The sequence below is a fragment of the Chromobacterium indicum genome, from assembly GCF_039708975.1.
GTDB classification, from domain to species: domain Bacteria; phylum Pseudomonadota; class Gammaproteobacteria; order Burkholderiales; family Chromobacteriaceae; genus Chromobacterium; species Chromobacterium piscinae.
On the sequence record NZ_JAYFSJ010000012.1, the window covers coordinates 1 to 19,332 of the forward strand.

Annotated in this window: 19 protein-coding genes; 8 read left to right on the forward strand and 11 right to left on the reverse strand. The window is 50.6% G+C overall.

The annotated features are described in order from the left end of the window. The 5 genes from VA599_RS16595 to VA599_RS16615 all read left to right on the forward strand — a co-directional run. Positions 1-902, forward strand: a 902-nt coding sequence (locus tag VA599_RS16595) for a DUF2345 domain-containing protein (RefSeq protein WP_346789583.1), incomplete at its 5' end; no start/stop codon positions are given. Then, complete coding sequence (locus tag VA599_RS16600; RefSeq protein ID WP_104945926.1) at positions 899-1,816, forward strand: DUF4123 domain-containing protein; 918 nt, start codon at positions 899-901, stop codon at positions 1,814-1,816. The genes VA599_RS16595 and VA599_RS16600, both read left to right, overlap by 4 nt. Positions 1,817-1,927: 111 nt before the next feature. Further along, complete coding sequence (locus VA599_RS16605) at positions 1,928-2,488, forward strand: hypothetical protein (RefSeq protein ID WP_260455264.1); 561 nt, start codon at positions 1,928-1,930, stop codon at positions 2,486-2,488. Between the two features lie 47 nt (positions 2,489-2,535). Continuing rightward, the gene (locus VA599_RS16610) at positions 2,536-4,029 is read left to right on the forward strand and encodes a T6SS phospholipase effector Tle1-like catalytic domain-containing protein (protein ID WP_158677479.1); all 1,494 of its coding nucleotides are present in this window, start codon (positions 2,536-2,538) and stop codon (positions 4,027-4,029) included. A 45-nt stretch (positions 4,030-4,074) separates the two neighbouring features. Further along, positions 4,075-4,539 carry a hypothetical protein gene (locus tag VA599_RS16615; RefSeq protein WP_221668043.1) on the forward strand — a complete coding sequence of 155 codons (465 nt, stop codon included), beginning with the start codon at positions 4,075-4,077 and terminating at the stop codon, positions 4,537-4,539. A gap of 99 nt (positions 4,540-4,638) precedes the next feature. On the opposite strand, the gene VA599_RS16620 is transcribed toward VA599_RS16615, so the two are convergent. The 11 genes from VA599_RS16620 to dnaA form a co-directional block, all read right to left on the reverse strand. Further along, on the reverse strand, positions 4,639-5,022 hold the full coding sequence (locus tag VA599_RS16620; RefSeq protein ID WP_346789587.1) for a DUF1484 family protein: 384 nt from the start codon (positions 5,020-5,022) through the stop codon (positions 4,639-4,641). Between the two features lie 69 nt (positions 5,023-5,091). Then, positions 5,092-5,493 carry a DUF1484 family protein gene (locus tag VA599_RS16625; RefSeq protein ID WP_346789589.1) on the reverse strand — a complete coding sequence of 134 codons (402 nt, stop codon included), beginning with the start codon at positions 5,491-5,493 and terminating at the stop codon, positions 5,092-5,094. 274 nt (positions 5,494-5,767) lie between these two features. Continuing rightward, positions 5,768-6,088: a DUF1484 family protein gene (locus VA599_RS16630; RefSeq protein ID WP_244899010.1), complete on the reverse strand. Its 321-nt coding sequence runs from the start codon at positions 6,086-6,088 to the stop codon at positions 5,768-5,770. A gap of 530 nt (positions 6,089-6,618) precedes the next feature. Further along, the gene (locus VA599_RS16635; RefSeq protein ID WP_346789591.1) at positions 6,619-7,620 is read right to left on the reverse strand and encodes a hypothetical protein; all 1,002 of its coding nucleotides are present in this window, start codon (positions 7,618-7,620) and stop codon (positions 6,619-6,621) included. An 87-nt stretch (positions 7,621-7,707) separates the two neighbouring features. After that, positions 7,708-8,652 (reverse strand): hypothetical protein, encoded by a 945-nt coding sequence (locus VA599_RS16640; protein WP_346789593.1) that lies wholly within the window; start codon positions 8,650-8,652, stop codon positions 7,708-7,710. A gap of 3 nt (positions 8,653-8,655) precedes the next feature. After that, positions 8,656-10,650: an ORC-CDC6 family AAA ATPase gene (locus VA599_RS16645; protein ID WP_346789594.1), complete on the reverse strand. Its 1,995-nt coding sequence runs from the start codon at positions 10,648-10,650 to the stop codon at positions 8,656-8,658. Between the two features lie 9 nt (positions 10,651-10,659). Next, positions 10,660-11,622 (reverse strand): phosphoribosyltransferase-like protein, encoded by a 963-nt coding sequence (locus tag VA599_RS16650; protein WP_346789596.1) that lies wholly within the window; start codon positions 11,620-11,622, stop codon positions 10,660-10,662. Between the two features lie 6 nt (positions 11,623-11,628). Beyond that, positions 11,629-13,032, reverse strand: coding sequence for a hypothetical protein (locus tag VA599_RS16655; RefSeq protein WP_346789597.1), 1,404 nt, complete (start codon positions 13,030-13,032; stop codon positions 11,629-11,631). A gap of 189 nt (positions 13,033-13,221) precedes the next feature. Continuing rightward, positions 13,222-15,612: a DNA topoisomerase (ATP-hydrolyzing) subunit B gene (gene gyrB / locus VA599_RS16660; protein ID WP_346789599.1), complete on the reverse strand. Its 2,391-nt coding sequence runs from the start codon at positions 15,610-15,612 to the stop codon at positions 13,222-13,224. 130 nt (positions 15,613-15,742) lie between these two features. Next, positions 15,743-16,852 (reverse strand): DNA polymerase III subunit beta, encoded by a 1,110-nt coding sequence (gene dnaN / locus VA599_RS16665; RefSeq protein WP_346789601.1) that lies wholly within the window; start codon positions 16,850-16,852, stop codon positions 15,743-15,745. Positions 16,853-16,894: 42 nt separating this feature from the next. Beyond that, the gene (gene dnaA / locus VA599_RS16670; RefSeq protein ID WP_021477545.1) at positions 16,895-18,298 is read right to left on the reverse strand and encodes a chromosomal replication initiator protein DnaA; all 1,404 of its coding nucleotides are present in this window, start codon (positions 18,296-18,298) and stop codon (positions 16,895-16,897) included. Between the two features lie 330 nt (positions 18,299-18,628). On the opposite strand from dnaA, the gene rpmH reads away from it, so the two are divergent. The 3 genes from rpmH to yidD are packed head-to-tail and all read left to right on the forward strand — an operon-like array spanning position 18,629 to position 19,318. After that, the gene (rpmH, locus tag VA599_RS16675; RefSeq protein WP_021477546.1) at positions 18,629-18,763 is read left to right on the forward strand and encodes a 50S ribosomal protein L34; all 135 of its coding nucleotides are present in this window, start codon (positions 18,629-18,631) and stop codon (positions 18,761-18,763) included. Positions 18,764-18,767: 4 nt separating this feature from the next. After that, positions 18,768-19,133, forward strand: coding sequence for a ribonuclease P protein component (gene rnpA / locus VA599_RS16680; RefSeq protein ID WP_011137952.1), 366 nt, complete (start codon positions 18,768-18,770; stop codon positions 19,131-19,133). Continuing rightward, positions 19,109-19,318, forward strand: a complete 210-nt coding sequence (gene yidD / locus VA599_RS16685; protein ID WP_021477548.1) for a membrane protein insertion efficiency factor YidD — start codon at positions 19,109-19,111, stop codon at positions 19,316-19,318. Before rnpA ends, yidD begins: the two co-directional genes overlap by 25 nt. The last annotated feature ends 14 nt before the right edge of the window (positions 19,319-19,332 follow it).

The window sequence follows — 19,332 nt, forward strand, 5'->3', positions numbered from 1 at the left end:
ACGGCAAGGCCCAGCCGCGCGGCGACGGCTTCGAGCTGCGCACCGACAATCACGGCACCATCCGCGCCGCGCACGGCTTGCTGCTGTCCACCGAAGCGCAGAACGGCGCTTCTGGCAAACAACTGGCCCGCGAACACGCCCAGAGCCAGCTCGACGCCGCCCTCTCCCTCAGCCAGGCGCTGGCCGAAACCGCCACCGGCCAACTGGCCGACACCATGGAAACCGGGCCCGACGAAATCGGCCCGGACAACGCCAAGGCCGGCAAGAAAAGCGACGGCCACCTGCAGCACCACGCCGACGCGTTGAAAGCCTGGGAAGCCGGCAGCAACACCGACAAAGACGGCAAAACCGCCAAGGATCAAGCCGGCCAGCAGCCGCTGCTGGTGCTGTCCGGCCCAGCCGGCATCGCCAGCCTGACCGAGCAGAGCCAAACCGTCTCCGCCGGCCAGAACCTGAACCTGATCGCCCAGCGCGACGCCAACCACACCACCGGCCGGCGCTGGCTGCACAACGTCGGCCAGCACATCAGCCTGTTCGTGGCCGGCGTGAAGGACAAGGTGGCGCTGAAGTTGATTGCCGCCAAGGGCAAGGTGCAAGTGCAGGCGCAGAGCGACGCGATGGAGCTGACGGCGGATAAGGACCTGACCATCACCTCGGTCAAGCAGAAGATCCACCTCAACGGTAAACAGGAAATCCTGCTCACCAGCGGCGGCGCCTATGTGCGGATCAAGGACGGCAAGGTTGAGCTGCATGCACCGGGCACCGTCAGCTTCAAGGGGGCCAGCCATGATTGGAGCGGGCCCGCCAGTACTAACCTGCCCTTCCCAACTTTGCCTCAGGGTGATACGCCAAGTTGTCAGCTGGCGGCAATACAGCACAAATCAGGCATGACGAAAAAATGATGAGCGCGCTTAGATTACTGGTAGAGAACCGGCTTCAAACTCTACAGCATGGTAACCGTGCATACCTGTTGCTGGATGGTAGTGTATTAAATCGCAAGCAACGTAAGTTATTCTCTTTAGTGCCATTATTTGCAGATACTGGCTTATCCTCTGTGATTGAGGATGGGCCGCAATGGCTTGATGTGGATACGTTGAGCGATACCGGCTGGGCGGTATTGGAAGGTTTGCTTAGCAACTTTCCGCAGCCACTGCAATTGGTATTGAGCAAGCATGAATTGTCTGATTTGAATGCTCATTATCAACGCCAGTTGGATGGCTTTGATGTTGGCAATAAGCAGCTCATTTGGTTTCATTTTTACCAGGCTACTGTTCTGCCTATATTGCATCGGGAATTGCCCGATGAGTATCGTGCTGTCTTATTTGGTCCAGTTGCCGAATGGTGGGTGCTGGATCGAGGCAATGAGTGGCAAAAATTGACAGGTGATAATGCAGGTATGGTGATGAATCCATATCGCCATCCATTTCATGGAGAGGTATTTCCTCTCTCCGCAGAGTTGGCGCAGGCTTTGAATGATGAACGGCTGACTGAGGATGTTTATCAGTGGTTGAGGCATCATTTACCTGATACCTTACCGAAAATTCAATGGCATGCATTGGCGTGGATACAAGAAATGGTTGAGTATGCTAGAGCTGCCTACGTCTTAACAGATATCAATGCCATTTTATCATGGTGCATTTTAGCTATGCTGACGGTGAAGGATGTGGATCAAAAGATCCCTGAAATAGCTCAAAGAATGCATGAGGCTGGGTCTGGAGAGGGTGTTCCGGTTAACTGGTTGACTTATGGTTTGTCTGATCCGGCCAAAGTCAAATTGGAAGAATTTTTTCAAACCAGAAAGCAAGCGCTGATGTAAAAGATGTGATGCTGTTTATTTATCTGGACAGAAATGATTTATTTCTCGCGCTTGCCTCAGTTGTAAAGAGATGTAATCTCTAAACTTATATCGGTCATTATTCATAGAGATATGAATGCCAACTTGATGGGTTCTTTTATGTGGAAGTTAAAATTTTTCAGCGCTTTGTTGGGAGTTATCTCATTAATGGCTTGCTCATCAGGGTATATGTTTGATCCTGTTCGAGGTGTCAATTATAAGGCGGGGGAGCTTACTCGAGTTAGCTTCAGCCAGGCCAATCGATCCAATGATATGGGATTTTTCTACGAATTATACCGTTTGGATGGCGGCAAGTTGCATGAAGGCGATGCCGATATTTACTCCAGAGGTGGAAGTGGTTTTGGCAGCTCATACATTGGTGGTGTATTCCCGAAACCAGGCAGCAAGGTCAAGATTCGCTGGAAGGCGTATCCAATTCATTCAAGTTTGAGTGAGATAGATTTGTTGCCATGGAGTGAGCGAATTGTACATGTTGAAGGAAGCTTGGAAAATACAGAGCTTCCCGTGATTGGGACTGTAATGTGTTCTCCTTCCGATGTGCATGTCTATGCTTTTGGAAAAAAAGAGAATCTTGATGCTCCTTATGAAATTAACGGTAGAAGAAATCCATTTTATTGGGTGTGTAAAAAATAAAAGAGGCTATTATGCAAGACTGGTGCGATAGCTCATTCGAGATGCAAATGGAAGCTGCGCAAAAGAGGCAGGAGCTGCATCCATTGCTATCTGGTTGTCCTACATGTGAGCAAAATCCATGGGTGAGTGTTTTTTTTGATGGGACAGGAAATAATGGTGCGATAGATGCAGATAAAAAAAAGTGGTCAAACGTCTATCGATTATTTCAGGGCCATTCTGAAGAGATAGATCGCGGTATATTTAGAATTTATGTTGCAGGGCCAGGAACTCCACTTTCTGTCAGTAGTGCCGGTTGGTTTTCGAAACTAAGAGATAGTGGTGCATTAGGTGGTGGTTTTGGTTTGGGTATGGATGCTCGAATGGATGATGCATTCAAACAATTCAAAGAGAACTTAGCTTCTTGTCAGCGAGTTAAAAAAATAAATATTGCCGTTTTTGGTTTTTCGCGTGGTGCAACACTTGCAAGAGCATGGGTTAATTTATTATTGAAGGAGTGCGCTTGGGAAGGACGGGTACCTCATTGGCGGATGCCTAATGCGAAAGATGGAGTGTCGGCTGAGGTTTGTATCCGCTACGTTGGAATATTTGACACAGTAGAGTCAGTTGGTATGGTGGCAAAAAACTGGTCTCCATCACAATGTATGACATTGCCTAATGTCGTAGAGCGTTGTGTCCATTATGTTTCTGCGCACGAACTACGTGGGGCATTTCCATTAACAATGGTAGCTGATGTTGAAGGTGCACCTCCTGGTGAGGAAAGTGTATGGCCAGGTATGCACTCTGATGTTGGTGGTGGATATCGACCCAATGAACAGGGGCGGTTTGATACCTTGGCTCGTTTGCCATTGAATGCCATGCGTTTAGATGCTTATCTGTCGGGCGTTCCATTTTTGACACCTGCAGAACTTAAAAATGGAAATCTATCACATAAAAAGGCTTTTGATTTCTTTGAGTATAACCCTGAAGTGAAAGAATTGTATGATCATTATCGGACACAGGTGAAAAGTGGCGGGTCAAATTTAGATGATACAATTCTTTCGCATATGAAGCTTTATTATGGTTGGATGAAGCTGAGGCAGGATGGAGATATTGATTCGCTTTATGGGAAAGTTAGAGAAGAGCGCGCGGACTTGGCAAAAGAACTAGAAAATGAGTTAAGCGATCAGCGTAAATATTTACGGAAAATCCCATTTGAAAATCTTAGCAGAAAAGAGAACGTTGAATGGGCAAGGTTGAAGATTTCTGATTCTAGAAAGTATCGAGAAAAATTAGTGGAAGTTCGTGAAATGTACGGGAAAAATTTCCGACCATATGAGCTGAACTCCCGGCAGTTGGCTTATTGGGATACATGGGAGAAGTCAGTAGTGCCTGATGAGAAAATAACTAAGTTTTTTGATTTCTACGTGCATGACTCACGAGCTGGCTTTACTTTCAATAGCGGGGATTATTTGGAACCAAGGGAAGTGCTGGAACGTAAAGTTTGCAGTGTTGAACCTGCACGGCGAACTAGAAAATCAGCAGTTTCTGATGTGTTAGACTAGGATCAATGATTTCGCTGCAAGCTTGAATTTACAAAGGCGCTGAGTATGCCATTGCTTCTATTGTTTTATGCACTAAGTGGGTTGCTCGGTTGGGTAAGCGCTATTGGTCCAATTCAATACATAGCGGCGCAAAAATCAGGAGTTGAAATAAAATTCAAATTTTCCAGTGCTGACCCTGGATTATCCAGAAAGTTGAGTCGGTTAAACTGCCTGATAGGCAATGCCTCTGTAAATGATTTTATTGAGCTAAATAATGGAGTGAGCTGGACTGGAACGATTGAGAATGCTGGCCAGGAGAGGGGGTTATTTGTTTATAAAGCTAGCACCATTGCTCATATGGTAGATGACGGGCGGTGGTCTCTTCCATTCAGCTATAAAATCGTACGAGAGCTATCTGATAAAAAAGTCGTTCGGTGCCGAGTTGTACAAGGAAGCTATATTAATAGACCTACTGTTTCTCCTGAAATGGTAGTTTCAGCGGAAAATATTATCGAGCTATATCGGAATTGATTGAGGTTGCACAATAAGTGCGGCTAATACACAGATAGTGTTGAACTCAAAATAGCTTAAAAACAGCCCACCCCGCCATCCGGCCGGGTGGGCTTTTTGCTACACCTTGCCTACCAACTGGTAGCGGGCCAGCAGCATTTCCTGGTGTAGCGGGGTGAGCAGGCTGAACAGTTGGCGGGCGGGGAATGGGGTGCCGTCTGCCAGGCGCAGCAGGTCCAGCAGCGATTGCATGCCTTCGCTGGCGCGGGCCAGGGTTTGGTTGCTGGCGCTGAGGGTTTGTTCGATGTCCTGGTTGAGCTCGGCCAGCCTTTCCAGCAGCAGGCGCAGGGCGGTGGGGCTGTGGTGGGTGAGCGGGTTTTGCAGCTTGGCGATGAGCTGGTTCAGCTCCACCAGCGCCGCCACCGTGGCGGGGCGGTGGTTTGGCTTGCCGGCGTTGGGTTCGTTGCCGGGTGTGGGCGGGGTAAGCGGGGTGATGTTGGACATGCGTTTTCCTCCATGACTGGATAGCGGAAACCGCCGGGCCTGCGCGCGCCGGCCCGGCGGGCTGTGCGCTTACAGCGCGCGGGTGAGCAGGTGGAGCGGCTGGTCCATGCGCTTAAGCAACGGCGTCAGCAGCTCCTTCAGCCGGCTGGATGGCAGGCGCACGTCGTCGCCCAGGCATGAGAGCAGGTCCATCATGGATTCCAGGCCCAGCTGGGCGTGGGCCAGGTGGGGGATGGATTCCCTTACCGCGTCCTCCATCTCCCGGCACAGGTGGGCCAGCTGCGCCACGGGTTGGCGCAGGCTGGCTAGATCGGGGTCGGCCAACTGCTCCTGCAGCTGGGCAAAGATGTGGTGCAGCTTGGCCAGCGGCGCGGCCGGGTTGGATGGCCGCAGGTGGCGGTGTGGCCCGTGGCCGTGCGCCTGGGGGCGGATGTGCACGACAAACGGCGCAAATTCAGTGGGGTGGGACATGCGTATCCTCCAGCGAGAAAGTCCGCCCGCCCAGGCGTAAGCCTGCGCCTGTCCGGCCTGCGGCCGGGGAAAGGCCAATGCGTGTGGGCGAGCGGCAAGTCAGTGCGTCCCGTGCGAGGGCGGAGAAAGCGGCGAGGGCGGAGCGGTGCCTGATGCGCAGGCGGCGAGGGGCGCGATGGGTGAGTGCGCCCCCAAGGAGCCGCCACGCCGCTGTCCACCCCAACACGGGGTTCTCAGCGGCCGCCGTGCCCGGGTGGGCCGCGGCGGCAGCGGCTTACAGCACGCCGGTGAGCCGGCTGAGCGACGCTTCCATCCGCTTGTCCAGCGGCGCCAACAACTGCAGGAGGCGGCTGGAAGGCAGGCGCACATCGTCGCCCAGCGCGGACAGCAGGCCCAACAGCGCCTGCAAGCCCAGCTGGCCGTGGGCCAGGTGGCAGATGGTTTCCACCACCGCGTCCTCAATGTCGCGGCACAAATGCGCCAGCTGCGCCGCCGGCACGCGGGCGCAGGCCTGCGGCTTGCGGGCTAGCTGGTCCTGCAAGGCGGCAAAGGCATCATGCAGCCGATGCATGGCCAGCAGGCTGGGCTGAGACAAAGAGGCAGACGCCCCGGAACGGAGCAAAGGGCTGGGGGATACGACAGAGTGAGACGCACTGCGGGAAATGCTTGTCATGGCAAGATTCTCCGAGATTTAAGTGCTCGCCTGCGTCTCCGACGCCAATCGGTGGGTGGCAGGCACATGGCGGGATTGGCGTTACCGGAATCTCGGAACCGGCGTGTCTTGCGACACTCCCACCAAGGCCCGCCATAGATTGCACGTAGCAATGGTGTGAGGACTGGAGCTTTCGCTGCAGTCCGCCGAGATTCTTCGGGACGCCAATCCCGGTACTGCTATTGAACAGTACCCGATAATTATCTAGCGAGAAGCTCTAAGTGGCAAGAGGAGAAGTACCTACGCCAATATGTGGTGCAGTTATAAAAACATCGCCATTCTTGAATTATTACATTTACAAAGATCGTATTTCGAGCCGCTAATAAAACCTCGCAGAGAACCTGAGCCAAGGTGAGCCGACGCAGGCAGTACCAGTCGCACGACAAGGAGGTGCAACGCAGAATCAGGATTTTTTAGCGGGGTTTAGGCATTCCTGCATCACAGGGAAGAACATAGAATTTACCTGGCATAATAACTTCTCCGCTAAGTTTTGAGTCAACAAAGGATTCTAGGCTATCTGTCTGGGCAGATGTGACATCTACAAGTACTCGTGAGTGATCTGCCCCAAGAAAGACAACAGATAGTCCCTGCCTTAAATTTGTACATTCATATTTTGAGTTAAAATCTAAGGTGTGTGCCAGCCTGTAAATCTTGGCAGGCCAAGCTGTATCGGAAAAATCTTGATTTACCCATCTTGAAACAAAAAGAAGAACAGCAATCGATAGTATAAGAAAGGCGAATGATTGTACTGGTGGCAGCTCATACTTTCCTTTCCCGGTAAGTTTCATTTTCAGCCAAGTAACAGTGTTTATGGCATGAAAAAAAGCAAAGAGAGCTACTACTATAAGTAATGGGTATGTGTATTGAAAAGCGAGTAAGCCAGCGGTAATCGCTCTAGTGAATGGAAGCGCCGATGCATCTACTGGGAAAACTGAGTTTATTAAACTGCCTGCTTTTCCAGAGCTAAATACGAAAAGCACGGATACGGCTAATGAAGCTATAACTTTCGTGACCCCGAAAGACCATAAGTTTTTAAAAAATGAGCTTCTTTCTATAGATACCCCAATAAAAGAAGCAGAAATTGCAATTCCCCATAATTTAATTGCAAAGCGATGGTTGCTTAACCATTCCCAGTCATTCGCATCTGAAAACCCATTCGCTAGAAAAACTAGGCCTAGCATTGCAAGAGCTCCTAGAGCCCATGACGTTGCGTTTACTTCTCTTTCTAAGTCATAGGTCCTTCTCGACTCAGCTTCCTTCATTTTTTCAAGAATTGCAATGGTGTAGTCTTTTAGTGTTTCCGTTGGACGATCATAATAATTTTTCTTGGGGGTGGCAGTCAATTCCTCATATATTGCAATAATACATTCATTATGATTCTCAGGATTTTTGTATCGATATTTTCTGTCGGCCATCTGCAATAGTCTTTCATTTATTTTAAGAACGAGATTGTTTTATGATGGATTGCAAAGATTATTCTAGATAACTCGCCATGAAAGATGTCAAATCTCTATGGTGTATAGCCAAAGCCTTCTTAACCCAGTGCTAGTTTCTCTAGAGTAGCGGATGCATTCGGGTAGCAAAATGGAAGTAGTTTTTCTCTGTCTTCCTTCAAGGCACCAGTATAAAGCAAAGCCAAGGGCTTGTGCTTTTGTAGAGAGCGGAGATAAATATATATTGGATTCGGGGTGTTTTCTGTCAATTTTAGAGATTAATTCACTCAGAACTTGAGCAGTAGCGAAAGGGTCATTGGCGGGTGCAAATAACCTGTTACTAAGCCACTCATTCTGAAGAGCAACCTCGCCACTCTTTGCTGCTCGTATTGCACTTTGCTGATACATATCGGCACTTAGTGAGGGAAAGGCAAAAAGTGGATAGGTTTCTGCGTCATCCTTTTGATGCGATACAAGAGATATCAAATTAGAATCAAAGCCTACGCCTATTATTAAATGGTCTTTCCCACCCGTTATGTTACTACCTGCCATCCCACGAACAGGACGGACAACCCCAGATGTTTCTGTACTAAATAGTGTATCTTCTGCCTTTGAATAAGAAATTGGCTCTGAGTAAATGACGTCAAAGGTCCTTATATCTAAATAAGCAAGTTTTGCAATTAAGAAAGATAATACGTGGCGCATAAATCCGGTGATGTCAATACAAATTCTTTTTCCTGTTAGCATAGGCAACGCTGAAATTAATTGATCGACTTGGTTCATCTCATCAAGCTGAGAAGGTTTTATGCATACTTGCCCCACAGGTACATCCATGTAGTCGTAATCATATTCTGGATGTAGTAGCCAGAATTTTTCTGTTGCATTAATGTTGTCAAATACTGTTTGAACGCGGTCTGATGTGTTGAAAGCAGAAATGAAAATATCAAAATGAGGTATTTCTTGCTTGATTCTTTCAGTGCTTATTGTGCGTTTATAAAAAATTGAGTAGTCCATGGCTTAATCAAAAAGACTCACTTGGGTCATTAAGGCAGGGTTAGGATTGAAGGGGGAGTTCCATTTTTGATTTAATTGTTTCAGAGCGGTATTGAATTCATTTATATAGTCAGGCTCAAAAATGGAAGCTATTATCTCGGCTGGTAGGCTAATATCACCACGTTTGCCGATTGGTAAACCCCAGCGAGGAGAAAGAAGCGGATTTAATTGTACCTTTCTATTTAATCGCTGACTGTTTCTATCAGGCCTGCCCCGAGATGTTTCAAATAATAGGGAGTAGTTTAGAGCCGCATCTAAAACTTCCCGCGATTTGGGTGATAATTGATCATCAGAAAAGCTAATTGTTAATGGTGAAACTTCTGGAATGTTCAATGAATATCGCGCTGTCCTTAGGAGTGTTGCTAGTCGTTCTACGGCTATTTTTGCTTGGTCTGCTAGACTGCCATAATTCGTATCACGCTCAAATATAAAACGTGCTGCTTCAGTTGCAGCTAAGGTTTGAATTGATATCGAAAGTGGTTCTTCTTTAAGAAAATCTACTTCTCGGAATGCAGCTATTTCATAAGCTCGGCTCAATATTATCAATAGATTTCGTGCATTTCCTGATGACATTTGAACAAAGGTATCAAATCCAGCATAGGGAATATTTTCAACTTTCTTAGACTCCCTGCAAATTTGGGAGAAAAGATCTGCTTTGTAATGGCTATATGCATTTGCGTAATATTTTCCTGTGCTATCTTTGTTAATAAAGTTAGTGCACATTTCTCTGATTGCTATTGATAATTCTATTGGGTCTTTCTTTTCCGAATATTTTTTGCAAAAAATGAGCAAGTTTAGTTTTTGTAGAATTAGAGGAAATTCAAGTGATAAATTGGTAATAATTTTTCCAATACTCTCCTTGTTGAGATTTGTACTTTTTGAAGCATGTATAGCATCAGTAAATGGTTTAAGAAAAATCGAGTCTTTTTCTTCAATGCAAAGTTTGTTAATGAAATCAATATAAAAATTATCAGATTTTATCTCATCAAAGTAGCACGCAGGATCAATTATGCTGTCTTGGGATTCGATTCCAATTCGTTTCAAAACAAATTTTCTAGCAAAAGTGCCGTATTTTTGATAATTTTTTAATAAATCATCCAGGTCTGTTTTTTTAAACTCTGCACCTTCTCGATTTTCCTCACCATCTCCAATGGTTGAATACGTTTTCACCCCATATAGTCGCCCTGTTACGCGGAATGTCGCCATTCCTTCACCATAGCGGATAAGCGTATTTACTACTTGTTGTTGTTTAATCGAGAAGTTTTCAATTTCATCTATAAGATAGAGTAAGGGGATATCTCGCATGTCCTCACTCCACTTATCAATCGCCTTTCTAATTGGCAGGCAAAGCGAGCCAATTGAAAAGGGGACACGTATTTCTAATCCACCTGAGAATGCAGCATTATTGATGGCATCATCTATTTTTCTTTTTTCTACAACTAACCATTTCTTAAACTCCTCTAAAGCGCTAATTTCAAATAATTTATTATCTAGAATTGTGGTGGTTAGCTCATTTATCAGGGAGCTATCATCGAAAATGATGTCGGGAGTCGTTCGTTTTATGTCACAAAGTGCGTCAATAAGGCCTTCAGCAAGCTTTAATTCAAGATAGACGCCAAATAACTGTTGCCATTTCCCATGATCATCTACTGCAACTTCAAATCGTGCAGCATCTAGAGCGGTTGCTCGCTGAAAAACAGCAAGATATCCTTGTCTTTTTATAACTTCAATACCAGTCATATTAGGGTTGCGTAATTTTACAGCTGGATATGAGTGATATCTGAGAAGGTGAGTTTTTCCTGAGCCCCTTCCTCCAAGAATATATTTTGAAATTGTAGAGGTTGGTTCAATGACACTGCTAATTACTGCTTCACCTAGCTCAACCCACAAGGCATTAATTTGGGAGTCGGAGTAATCGGCGGCGCGAACAAGAGCAAAAGGGTTGTTTCTGGTAGACATATTTACTCCTTAGCCATACTGCTTGTCATATCGTAAAAATGCAGGATTCCAAGGTTCTTCTCTTCCACTGTACCAAAATAGAGGTAAAGTATTATCAGGTGTGTTGTGAGAAAAACCTAGCATTAACTGGCAACCGCCATATCCATATGCTTCATGCTCCGGCATTTTTTCCGCGTATTTGTCGATGATATCTTTAAACTTGTTTATGTCAAACCAAGCAGGTGCGCCTAAGAAATATCTAGAATTAGGCGCTAAGCACTTATATGTATCATCAAGTTCAAATAGGCAGGTAGCATTTCCATCAAAGAGATGTGGTTGATTTAATTTTTTTAGTCCTGCAGCCGTTGAAAACAAGCACATATATTTTATATCAATAGCGGGATTGCTTTTTTTTATATTGCCTAGATATGAGCCAAGGTATCTTGAGGCTTGTTCACCTGATCCAACCATGTCGTCAAAGAAAACATATCTTGTTACACTGCTATCGCGAGGAACAAAAGTAAAACCTTTAGATCCTGGCGTTCTATCTACTTGTGGAGCAAACGCAGCGGCAATGTCAGAGAATAAATTCTTTGGGAGATAATTTACTTGTCTAAAATAGTAAAGTAGGTGGGCGCCACTTTCTGAAGGGTTTCCAACACCTAAAAATCTTGTTGAGTTTAATTCCAAATCAAAGACTTTGTTAAGGAAAGATATATCTTTTGTGTCTTTGTGATTTCTTCGAATGCGTTGTATTACGGTCGGTCGAAAGTGATCTCGATATAGGGATTTAAGCATCTCTCGTACAAGTCGCTTACTAAAATACATAAATCTAGACAATGCAAGTAGAGCATACTGCTTTTCCATTTCAGCAGAAAATATGCAACCAGAAAAATTTTCAGCCCATGCACGCATCTCTGACCAGCGAACCTCCTCATCCCAGACATGAGAGGCAAGAGTACGAAGTTCATTTTCATATGGAAGAGGCGGCATAGTATTTTACTTTCTGAATATAAGTACGGATTCTCTTGAGATTAATGAAGCTGTTTTGTTTCGTTTGGTCATTAACCCTCTAGACTTAATATCATCTAGTAAATGTAACTCAAGAGTCACTCCGCGATGTAAGAATCGTTCAATGAGAAAGTCATCAGTATGCAGAGGATGGCCACAAACCATATTATTACCAATGACAATAATAGCAAGGCCATCAGGTTCTAAGACACGGACCATTTCATTAACTACATCGTCCATTTCTTCAAGGTATTTCTGGGTAATTCTTGCTCTATCTACATTTACTTTGGATATTGAGGTGATAAGGGTTTTATATTTCTCTGATAAAAAATCCTCTCTGCCAAAGCACTCTCTACTCTTTGGGAGATGTTCTCTTCCAATAGATTTTCCTTCTAATTCTGAAAGTTTTTTGGGCGAGGCTAGCCCGAGCCAATTTAGCGAGAAGGTTGATGCTCTAATATATTTTTGAGCACTACAATAAGGGGGCGATGTTATTATCAATGGAACTGACGAGCTATCCATTCGTAAAGCATTATCAGTGGGGTTTTTTAAGTTCCTTGCGTCAGTTCCAACAACTACTGATTCATTTCGATCAGGGAAGAGCTCGTTAGTATTGGCAAATCTATCCATATTTGCACTGCATATTTTTCTGAACTCATCAATTGCACTAGCAGAATTAATCCAGTAAATTTTTTCGCGAATTTTTGTATTGATATCTGGAGTAAATTTTTCTTTTTCTTTTAAGCGTACTGGTACACTTATGTTTGGGTCCGCATAGCTTAATTTTTTTGCTAGATGTGAAAAGCAGATTAGAAAAAAGCCTTTCTCTTTTTCAGAGCATGTCGAATTTATTGCTCTTAGTATTATTTCTAAGCTAGCTTTATTTTTCGAAGAATACCAAATGGATGAATTTACTATATCAACGGCGGGAGCTTTTTTATATGATTTTGCTTTTTTAATTATATGCTGCAAGCTTGTGTTCAAGCTCTCCCCCTCTAATCTACTTGTTTTAGTAGATGCTAACAGTAGAGCGAAAGGATTTGCATCAGCAATATATGGTGTGAAGCCTGCGAGTGATGCTTCAAGAGCAACAGTGCCAGAACCACAGAAAGGATCAAGTATGATTTTAGATGAAGGTGTTAAGCACTTAGCTCGTATGAAAAAATGAATAATATGAGGGAGTAATTTGGCTGGGTAAGGGTGGATTTGATGAGTTAATTGGTCACCCTTCCTTATCCAGCTTACCAATGCTCTGAAATCAACTTCGACGGGGCTACGTGATGCTTTATACCTTTGGCAAAAATTGTTGTATTTATCAGATGTGTCATAGTCGTGACACATTTCATCTCCTGTATGAGATTGATTGTTTGCAGTAAGAAAATTTTCGCTCATTTGTCTTGTATGCAGTATTTTTGATGCATTTTATTTAATTAATTTAATGAGGGTGTGAGCACTTAATTTTTTATATAGATAAAATACAGGTGACTAGTTTTAAAATTTTGATGAAACAAACCCCCTTAATGGGGGTTTGTTTTATGTGGGGAATAGAATCACTATTCCATGTTGAAGGAGGCGATAAGATCAAACATCGATATTCCGCGCAATCAACGCATTCCCCTCGATGAACTGACGTCTCGGTTCCACCTCGTCGCCCATCAGGGTGGTGAACACGTCGTCCGCGCCCATCACGTCTTCGATGCGCACCTTGAGCAGGCGGCGCACGGTCGGGTCCATGGTGGTTTCCCACAGCTGTTCCGGGTTCATCTCGCCCAGGCCTTTGTAGCGCTGGATGTTCATGCCCTTCTTCACCTCGGCTAGCAGCCAGTCCAGCGCTTCGCCAAACTCGCTCACTGGACGCACGGTTTCGCCGCGCTTCACGTGGGCGCCCTGGCGCAGCAGGCCGCCCAGCAGGTGGCCGGTCTTTTTCAGCTCGGCGTAGTCGCCGCTGTCCAGGAAGTTCTGGTCCAGCACGGTGACCAGCACGTTGCCGTGCAGCTTGCGGATGATCTTCACCAGGTGGCCGTCGTTCTTTTCATCGCGCAGCAGTTGCAGCTCAATGGTGTCGGCGGACAGGTGCTTGTTCAGCTCGGCCACGGTGGAGTCGGCTTGCTGTTGGCTTTCCAGCGACAGCGGGCCGGTTTTGAGCATGGCTTCCAGTACCAGCGGGTCGATCACGCGGCTTTCGCGTTCCATCACCGCGCGGGCCAACAGGAACTGGCGGGCGATTTCGCCCAGGGTTTCGCCGGACAGCGGGGCTTCGCCTTCGGCCGGGATCAGCTCGGCTTTTTCCAGCGCCAGTTGCAGCAGGTACTGGTTCAGTTCGCCGTCGTCTTTCAGATAGCGTTCCTGTTTGCCGTGCTTGGCCTTGTACAGCGGCGGCTGGGCGATGTAGATGTGGCCGCGTTCTACCAGCTCGGTCATCTGGCGGTAGAAGAAGGTGAGCAGCAGGGTGCGGATGTGCGCGCCGTCCACGTCGGCGTCAGTCATGATGATGATGCGGTGGTAGCGCAGCTTGTCCGGGTTGTATTCGTCCTTGCCGATGCCGCAGCCCATGGCGGTGATCAGGGTGGCCACTTCCTGGCTTTGCAGCATCTTGTCGAAGCGGGCGCGTTCCACGTTGAGGATCTTGCCCTTCAGCGGCAGGATGGCCTGGAATTTGCGGTCGCGGCCTTGCTTGGCGGAGCCGCCGGCGGAGTCACCCTCCACCAGGTACAGTTCGCACAGCGACGGGTCTTTTTCCTGACAGTCGGCCAGCTTGCCGGGCAGGCCCAGGCCGTCCATCACGCCCTTGCGGCGGGTGATTTCGCGGGCCTTGCGCGCGGCTTCGCGGGCGCGGGCGGCTTCCACGATCTTGCCGCAGATGATCTTGGCGTCGTTGGGGTTTTCCAGCAGATAAGTCTTCAGCGCTTCGCTGACCACTTCGTTGACCACCGGGCCGATTTCGCTGGAAACCAGCTTGTCCTTGGTCTGGCTGGAGAATTTGGGGTCCGGCAGCTTGACGGACAGCACGCAGGTCAGGCCTTCGCGCATGTCGTCGCCGGTGGTGTCCACCTTGGCCTTTTTGGCGGCTTCGCTCTCTTCGATGAACTGATTCAGCGTGCGGGTCATCACCTGGCGCAGCGCGGTCATGTGGGCGCCGCCGTCGCGCTGGGGGATGTTGTTGGTGAAGCACTGGACGCTCTCTTGGTAAGAGTCGTTCCATTGCATCGCCACTTCCACGCTCATGCCGTCTTTTTCACCGATGCCGTAAAACACCTTGGGGTGCAGCACGGTCTTGTTGCGGTTCATGTATTCCACGAAGCCGGCCACGCCGCCGGAGAAGGCGAAGTTTTCTTCCTTGCCGCTGCGCTTGTCGATCAGCTGGATGCCCACGCCCTGGTTCAGGAACGAGAGTTCGCGGATGCGCTTGGCCAGGATGTCGAAGTGGAATTCGATGTGGCCGAAGGTTTCCACGCTGGCGAAGAAGGTGACTTCGGTGCCGCGGTGGCTGGTATGGCCGGTGACGGTGAGCGGGGCCACGGCGTCGCCGCGGCGGAATTCCATTTCATGCACCTTGCCGTCGCGCCAGATTTTCAGCTTCAGCCAGTCGGACAGCGCGTTGACCACCGATACGCCCACGCCGTGCAGGCCGCCGGAGATCTTGTAGCTGTTGCTGTCGAATTTGCCGCCGGCGTGGAGGATGGTCATGATCACTTCCGCCGCCGATCGCCCTTCTTCCGGGTGGATGTCGGTGGGGATGCCGCGGCCGTTGTCTTCAACGGAAACGGAGTTGTCCGGATTGATGGTGACCTTGATGGTGTCGGCATGGCCGGCCAGCGCCTCGTCAATGGCGTTGTCCAGCACTTCAAACACCATGTGGTGCAAGCCGGTGCCGTCCTGGGTGTCGCCAATGTACATGCCGGGGCGCTTGCGCACCGCATCCAGGCCTTTAAGCACCTTGATACTGTCCGCGCCGTATTCTTGTTCGCTCATACTCAAACCTTCCAAATGGCGGCGGCTGCGCTGTGAGGCGGGCCGCGCCGGTCATTCTTGAGAGCCGCCCGCCCGGGGGAGGGGGCTCTTTAACCCGGTGGGCGGCTGGGCCGCCCGCTCCGTCGCTACATCAGATGCGCATCGGCATCACGATGTATTTGAAGTTGCTGACATCCGGAATGGTGAACAGCGCGCTGCGGTTGGAGTCGCCAAACGCCAGCTGCAGGGTTTCGGCCGGCAGGTTGGTCAGCACGTCCAACAGGTAATTGATGTTGAAGCCGATTTCCAGGGTGCCGCCCTGGAAGGCGATTTCCAGTTCTTCCTCGGCTTCTTCCTGCTCGCTGTTGGTGCACAGGATGGACATCTTGCCCGGTGCCAGCACCAGGCGCACGCCGCGGAATTTCTCGTTGGCCAGAATGGCGGCGCGCTGCAGCGCGTGCAGGAATTCCAGGCGTTCGATCAGGAAGATCTTTTCATTGTCCAGCGGGATCACGCGGTTGTAGTCGGGGAACTTGCCGTCCACCACCTTGCTGATGATCACGGTGGCGCCGAAGCTGAAGCGCACCTGGTTGGCCAGCACTTCGATCTTGATCTCGTCGTCGCTGTCCTGCAGCAGCTTGTACAGCTCGATGATGGTCTTGCGCGGCAGGATCACCTCGGCCTTGGGCAGGGTGGCGACCACGTCGGCGCTGGCGAAGGCCAGGCGGTGGCCGTCGGTGGCCACCAGGCGCACCTGGTTGCCGTCGGTCTGCATCAACAGGCCGTTGAGGTAATAACGGATGTCCTGCACCGCCATCGCGTACTGCACCTGGGAGATCAGGCGCTTCAGCTCGCGCTGGGACAGGGTGAAGCTGGACTCGCCGGCGCTGCCCACGGACAGCAGCGGGAAGTCTTCCGCCGGCAGGGTTTGCAGGTTGAAGCGGCTCTTGCCGGCCTTCAGCACCAGGCGGCCGCCGTCCAGCTGTTCCAGCGTGACGGTGGCGTTGCCGGGGATGGCGCGCAGGATGTCCTGCAGCTTCTTGGCCGAGGTGGTGAGGCGGAAATCCTCGCCCGGCAGCTCATCGCTGCTGGCGGTGGTGATCTGGATTTCCAGGTCGGTGGCCAAAAAGCCTACCTGTCCGCCCTTTTTCTCGATCAGGACGTTGGACAGGATGGGCAGCGTGTGGCGACGCTCGACAATGCCGGTGACTGCCAGCAAGGGCTTGAGCAGGGCATCGCGTTCGGCTTGCAGGATCAGCATGTGGCGGGCTCCCGTTGGATAGTGAAGAGTCGGATCATGGTTTTAATTGCGCAGCATGGACAGCAGCGCTTCGTAATCGTGTGCGATGTCGGCGTCGTTGGCGCGCATCTCGGTGATGGTCTTGCAGGCGTGCAGCACCGTGGTGTGGTCGCGGCCGCCGAAGGCGTCGCCGATATTGGGCAAGGACAGCTGGGTCAGCTCCTTGGCCAAGGCCATCGCCACCTGGCGCGGGCGGGCGATGTCGCGCGAACGCTTTTTGCTGTGCATGTCGGACAGCTTGATCTTGTAGTACTCGGCCACCGTTTTCTGGATGGCGTCCACCGTCACCTGGCGGTTGCCGGCGGCCAGGATGTCCTTCAGCGCTTCCTTCACCAGCTCCAGCGTGATGTTCTGGTTGGTGAAGCGGGCGTAGGCCACCACGCGCTTGAGCGCGCCTTCCAGCTCGCGCACGTTGGAGCGCACGTTCTGGGCGATGAAGAACGCCACGTTGTGCTCCAGCTTGATGCTGTCGGCCTCGGCCTTCTTCATCAGAATGGCCACGCGCATCTCCAGCTCCGGCGGCTGGATTTCCACGGTCAGGCCCCAGGAGAAGCGCGAGATCAGCCGCTCTTCCATGCCTTCTATCTGCTTGGGGTAGCTGTCGCAGGTCATGATCACCTGCTTGCCGCCCTCGATCAGCGCGTTGAAGGCGTAGAAGAACTCTTCCTGGGTGCGGTTCTTGCCGGCGAAGAACTGGATGTCGTCAATCAGCAACAGATCCAGCGAGTGGTAGTAACGCTTGAATTCATCAAAGGCCTTGTGCTGGTAGGCGCGCATGATGTCGGCCACATAGCGTTCGGCGTGGATGTAGCGGATCTTGGCCTGCGGGTTCTTCTGGAACACGTGGTTGCCGATCGCCTGGATCAAGTGAGTCTTACCCAGGCCCACGCCGCCGTAGACGAACAGCGGGTTGTAGGCCTGGTCGCCCGGATTCTCGGCGATCTGCATCGCCGCGGCGCGCGCCAGCTGGTTGCCCTTGCCGGTCACCAGCGTATCGAAGGTGAAGGACGGGTTCAGGCGCGTGCTTTCATGGCTGCCGCCAATGGCCTTCACCGCCGCCTGCTTGGCGGGCGACGGCGCGGCCGGGGCGCTGGCGGCGGCTTTGGCCGGCTCCTTGGCCCTGGGCTGGCTGCTGCTGGCTACCGGGGCGGCCGGGCGCGAGCTGGGCGCGCCCAGGCGCAGTTCCACCGGCAGCTCCCCCACCAGTTCAACGGCCAGTTCCTCGATGCGCGGCAGGAAGCGGTCTTTGATGAACTGCATGATGAAGCGGTTCGGCGCGAACAGCGCAATGCCTTCGTCGCCGGCTTCGGCGGTCAGCGGCTTGATCCAGGTGTTGAACTGTTGCGAAGACAGTTCGGCCTCCAGGCGGGCGAGGCACGCAGGCCAGAATTGATCCAGTTCAGTCATTACATACCAAGTGAAAGCGAAAAACCCGCTGCCGGCGCGTGGCTTGCAACAGCGGGAAATGCCGCACGCGATGCGCGTTTCGCGCGCGCGAGCGACGGAATGTTCGGCATGGAAGCGGCCGGCGGGCTGCGGTGTTTCGAACGCGGCGGGCCTGTGGGCCCTTGGGTGCGTTCATTTGTTGTGCAGCCGGACGGCAACGGTAAACCTAGACATTCTAACGGTTTTTTGCAAAGTTATCCACAGGGGTGGAGAAAATTCCTCGTTGACAAAGCGGCGAATATCTAGTCAAATCACGCGTTTATTTCCGTTTCGAAACAGGAAACCCATATCATGAAACGTACTTACCAGCCTTCCAATACCCGTCGCAAACGCACTCACGGCTTCCTGGTCCGCATGAAGACCCGTGGCGGCCGCGCCGTCATCGCCGCTCGCCGCGCCAAGGGCCGCAAGAAGCTGGCCGTCTAAGCCCTTGTCGGCTTACCGCTTTCGCCGTGCGCACCGGCTGTTAAAAACGGATGAGTTCTCATCCGTTTTTAGTTTGCGGCAACAGCGCAGCAATGCGTTCTTCCAGGTGTTCGCCCGTCCCAACGGCCTGGACCACGCCCGTGTGGGCTTGGTGGTCGGCAAGAAGGTCGCCAAGCGGGCGGTACGCCGCAACTACATCAAGCGCTGCGTGCGCGAGTGGTTCCGCCTCAACCAGCAAGGCCTGGACGGCGTGGACTACGTGGTGCGCGCCAAGACGGCGTTCACCCGCGAACAGCGTGCCGAAGCTGTAACGGCTTTGCAGGCCTTGTTTGCTAAACTGGCACGATGTCGCGCATCCTCATCCTCCTGATCCGTTTCTACCAGCTGGCTATCAGCCCGTGGTTGGCGCCGCGTTGTCGCTTCCAGCCCACCTGTTCCGGCTATGCGATCGAGGCGGTGAGGAAACACGGCGCGCTCAAGGGTGGCTGTCTGGCCGCCAGGCGCATCTGCCGTTGCCACCCCTGGGGCGGCAGCGGCTATGACCCGGTTCCCTGAACTTTCCGGTATCG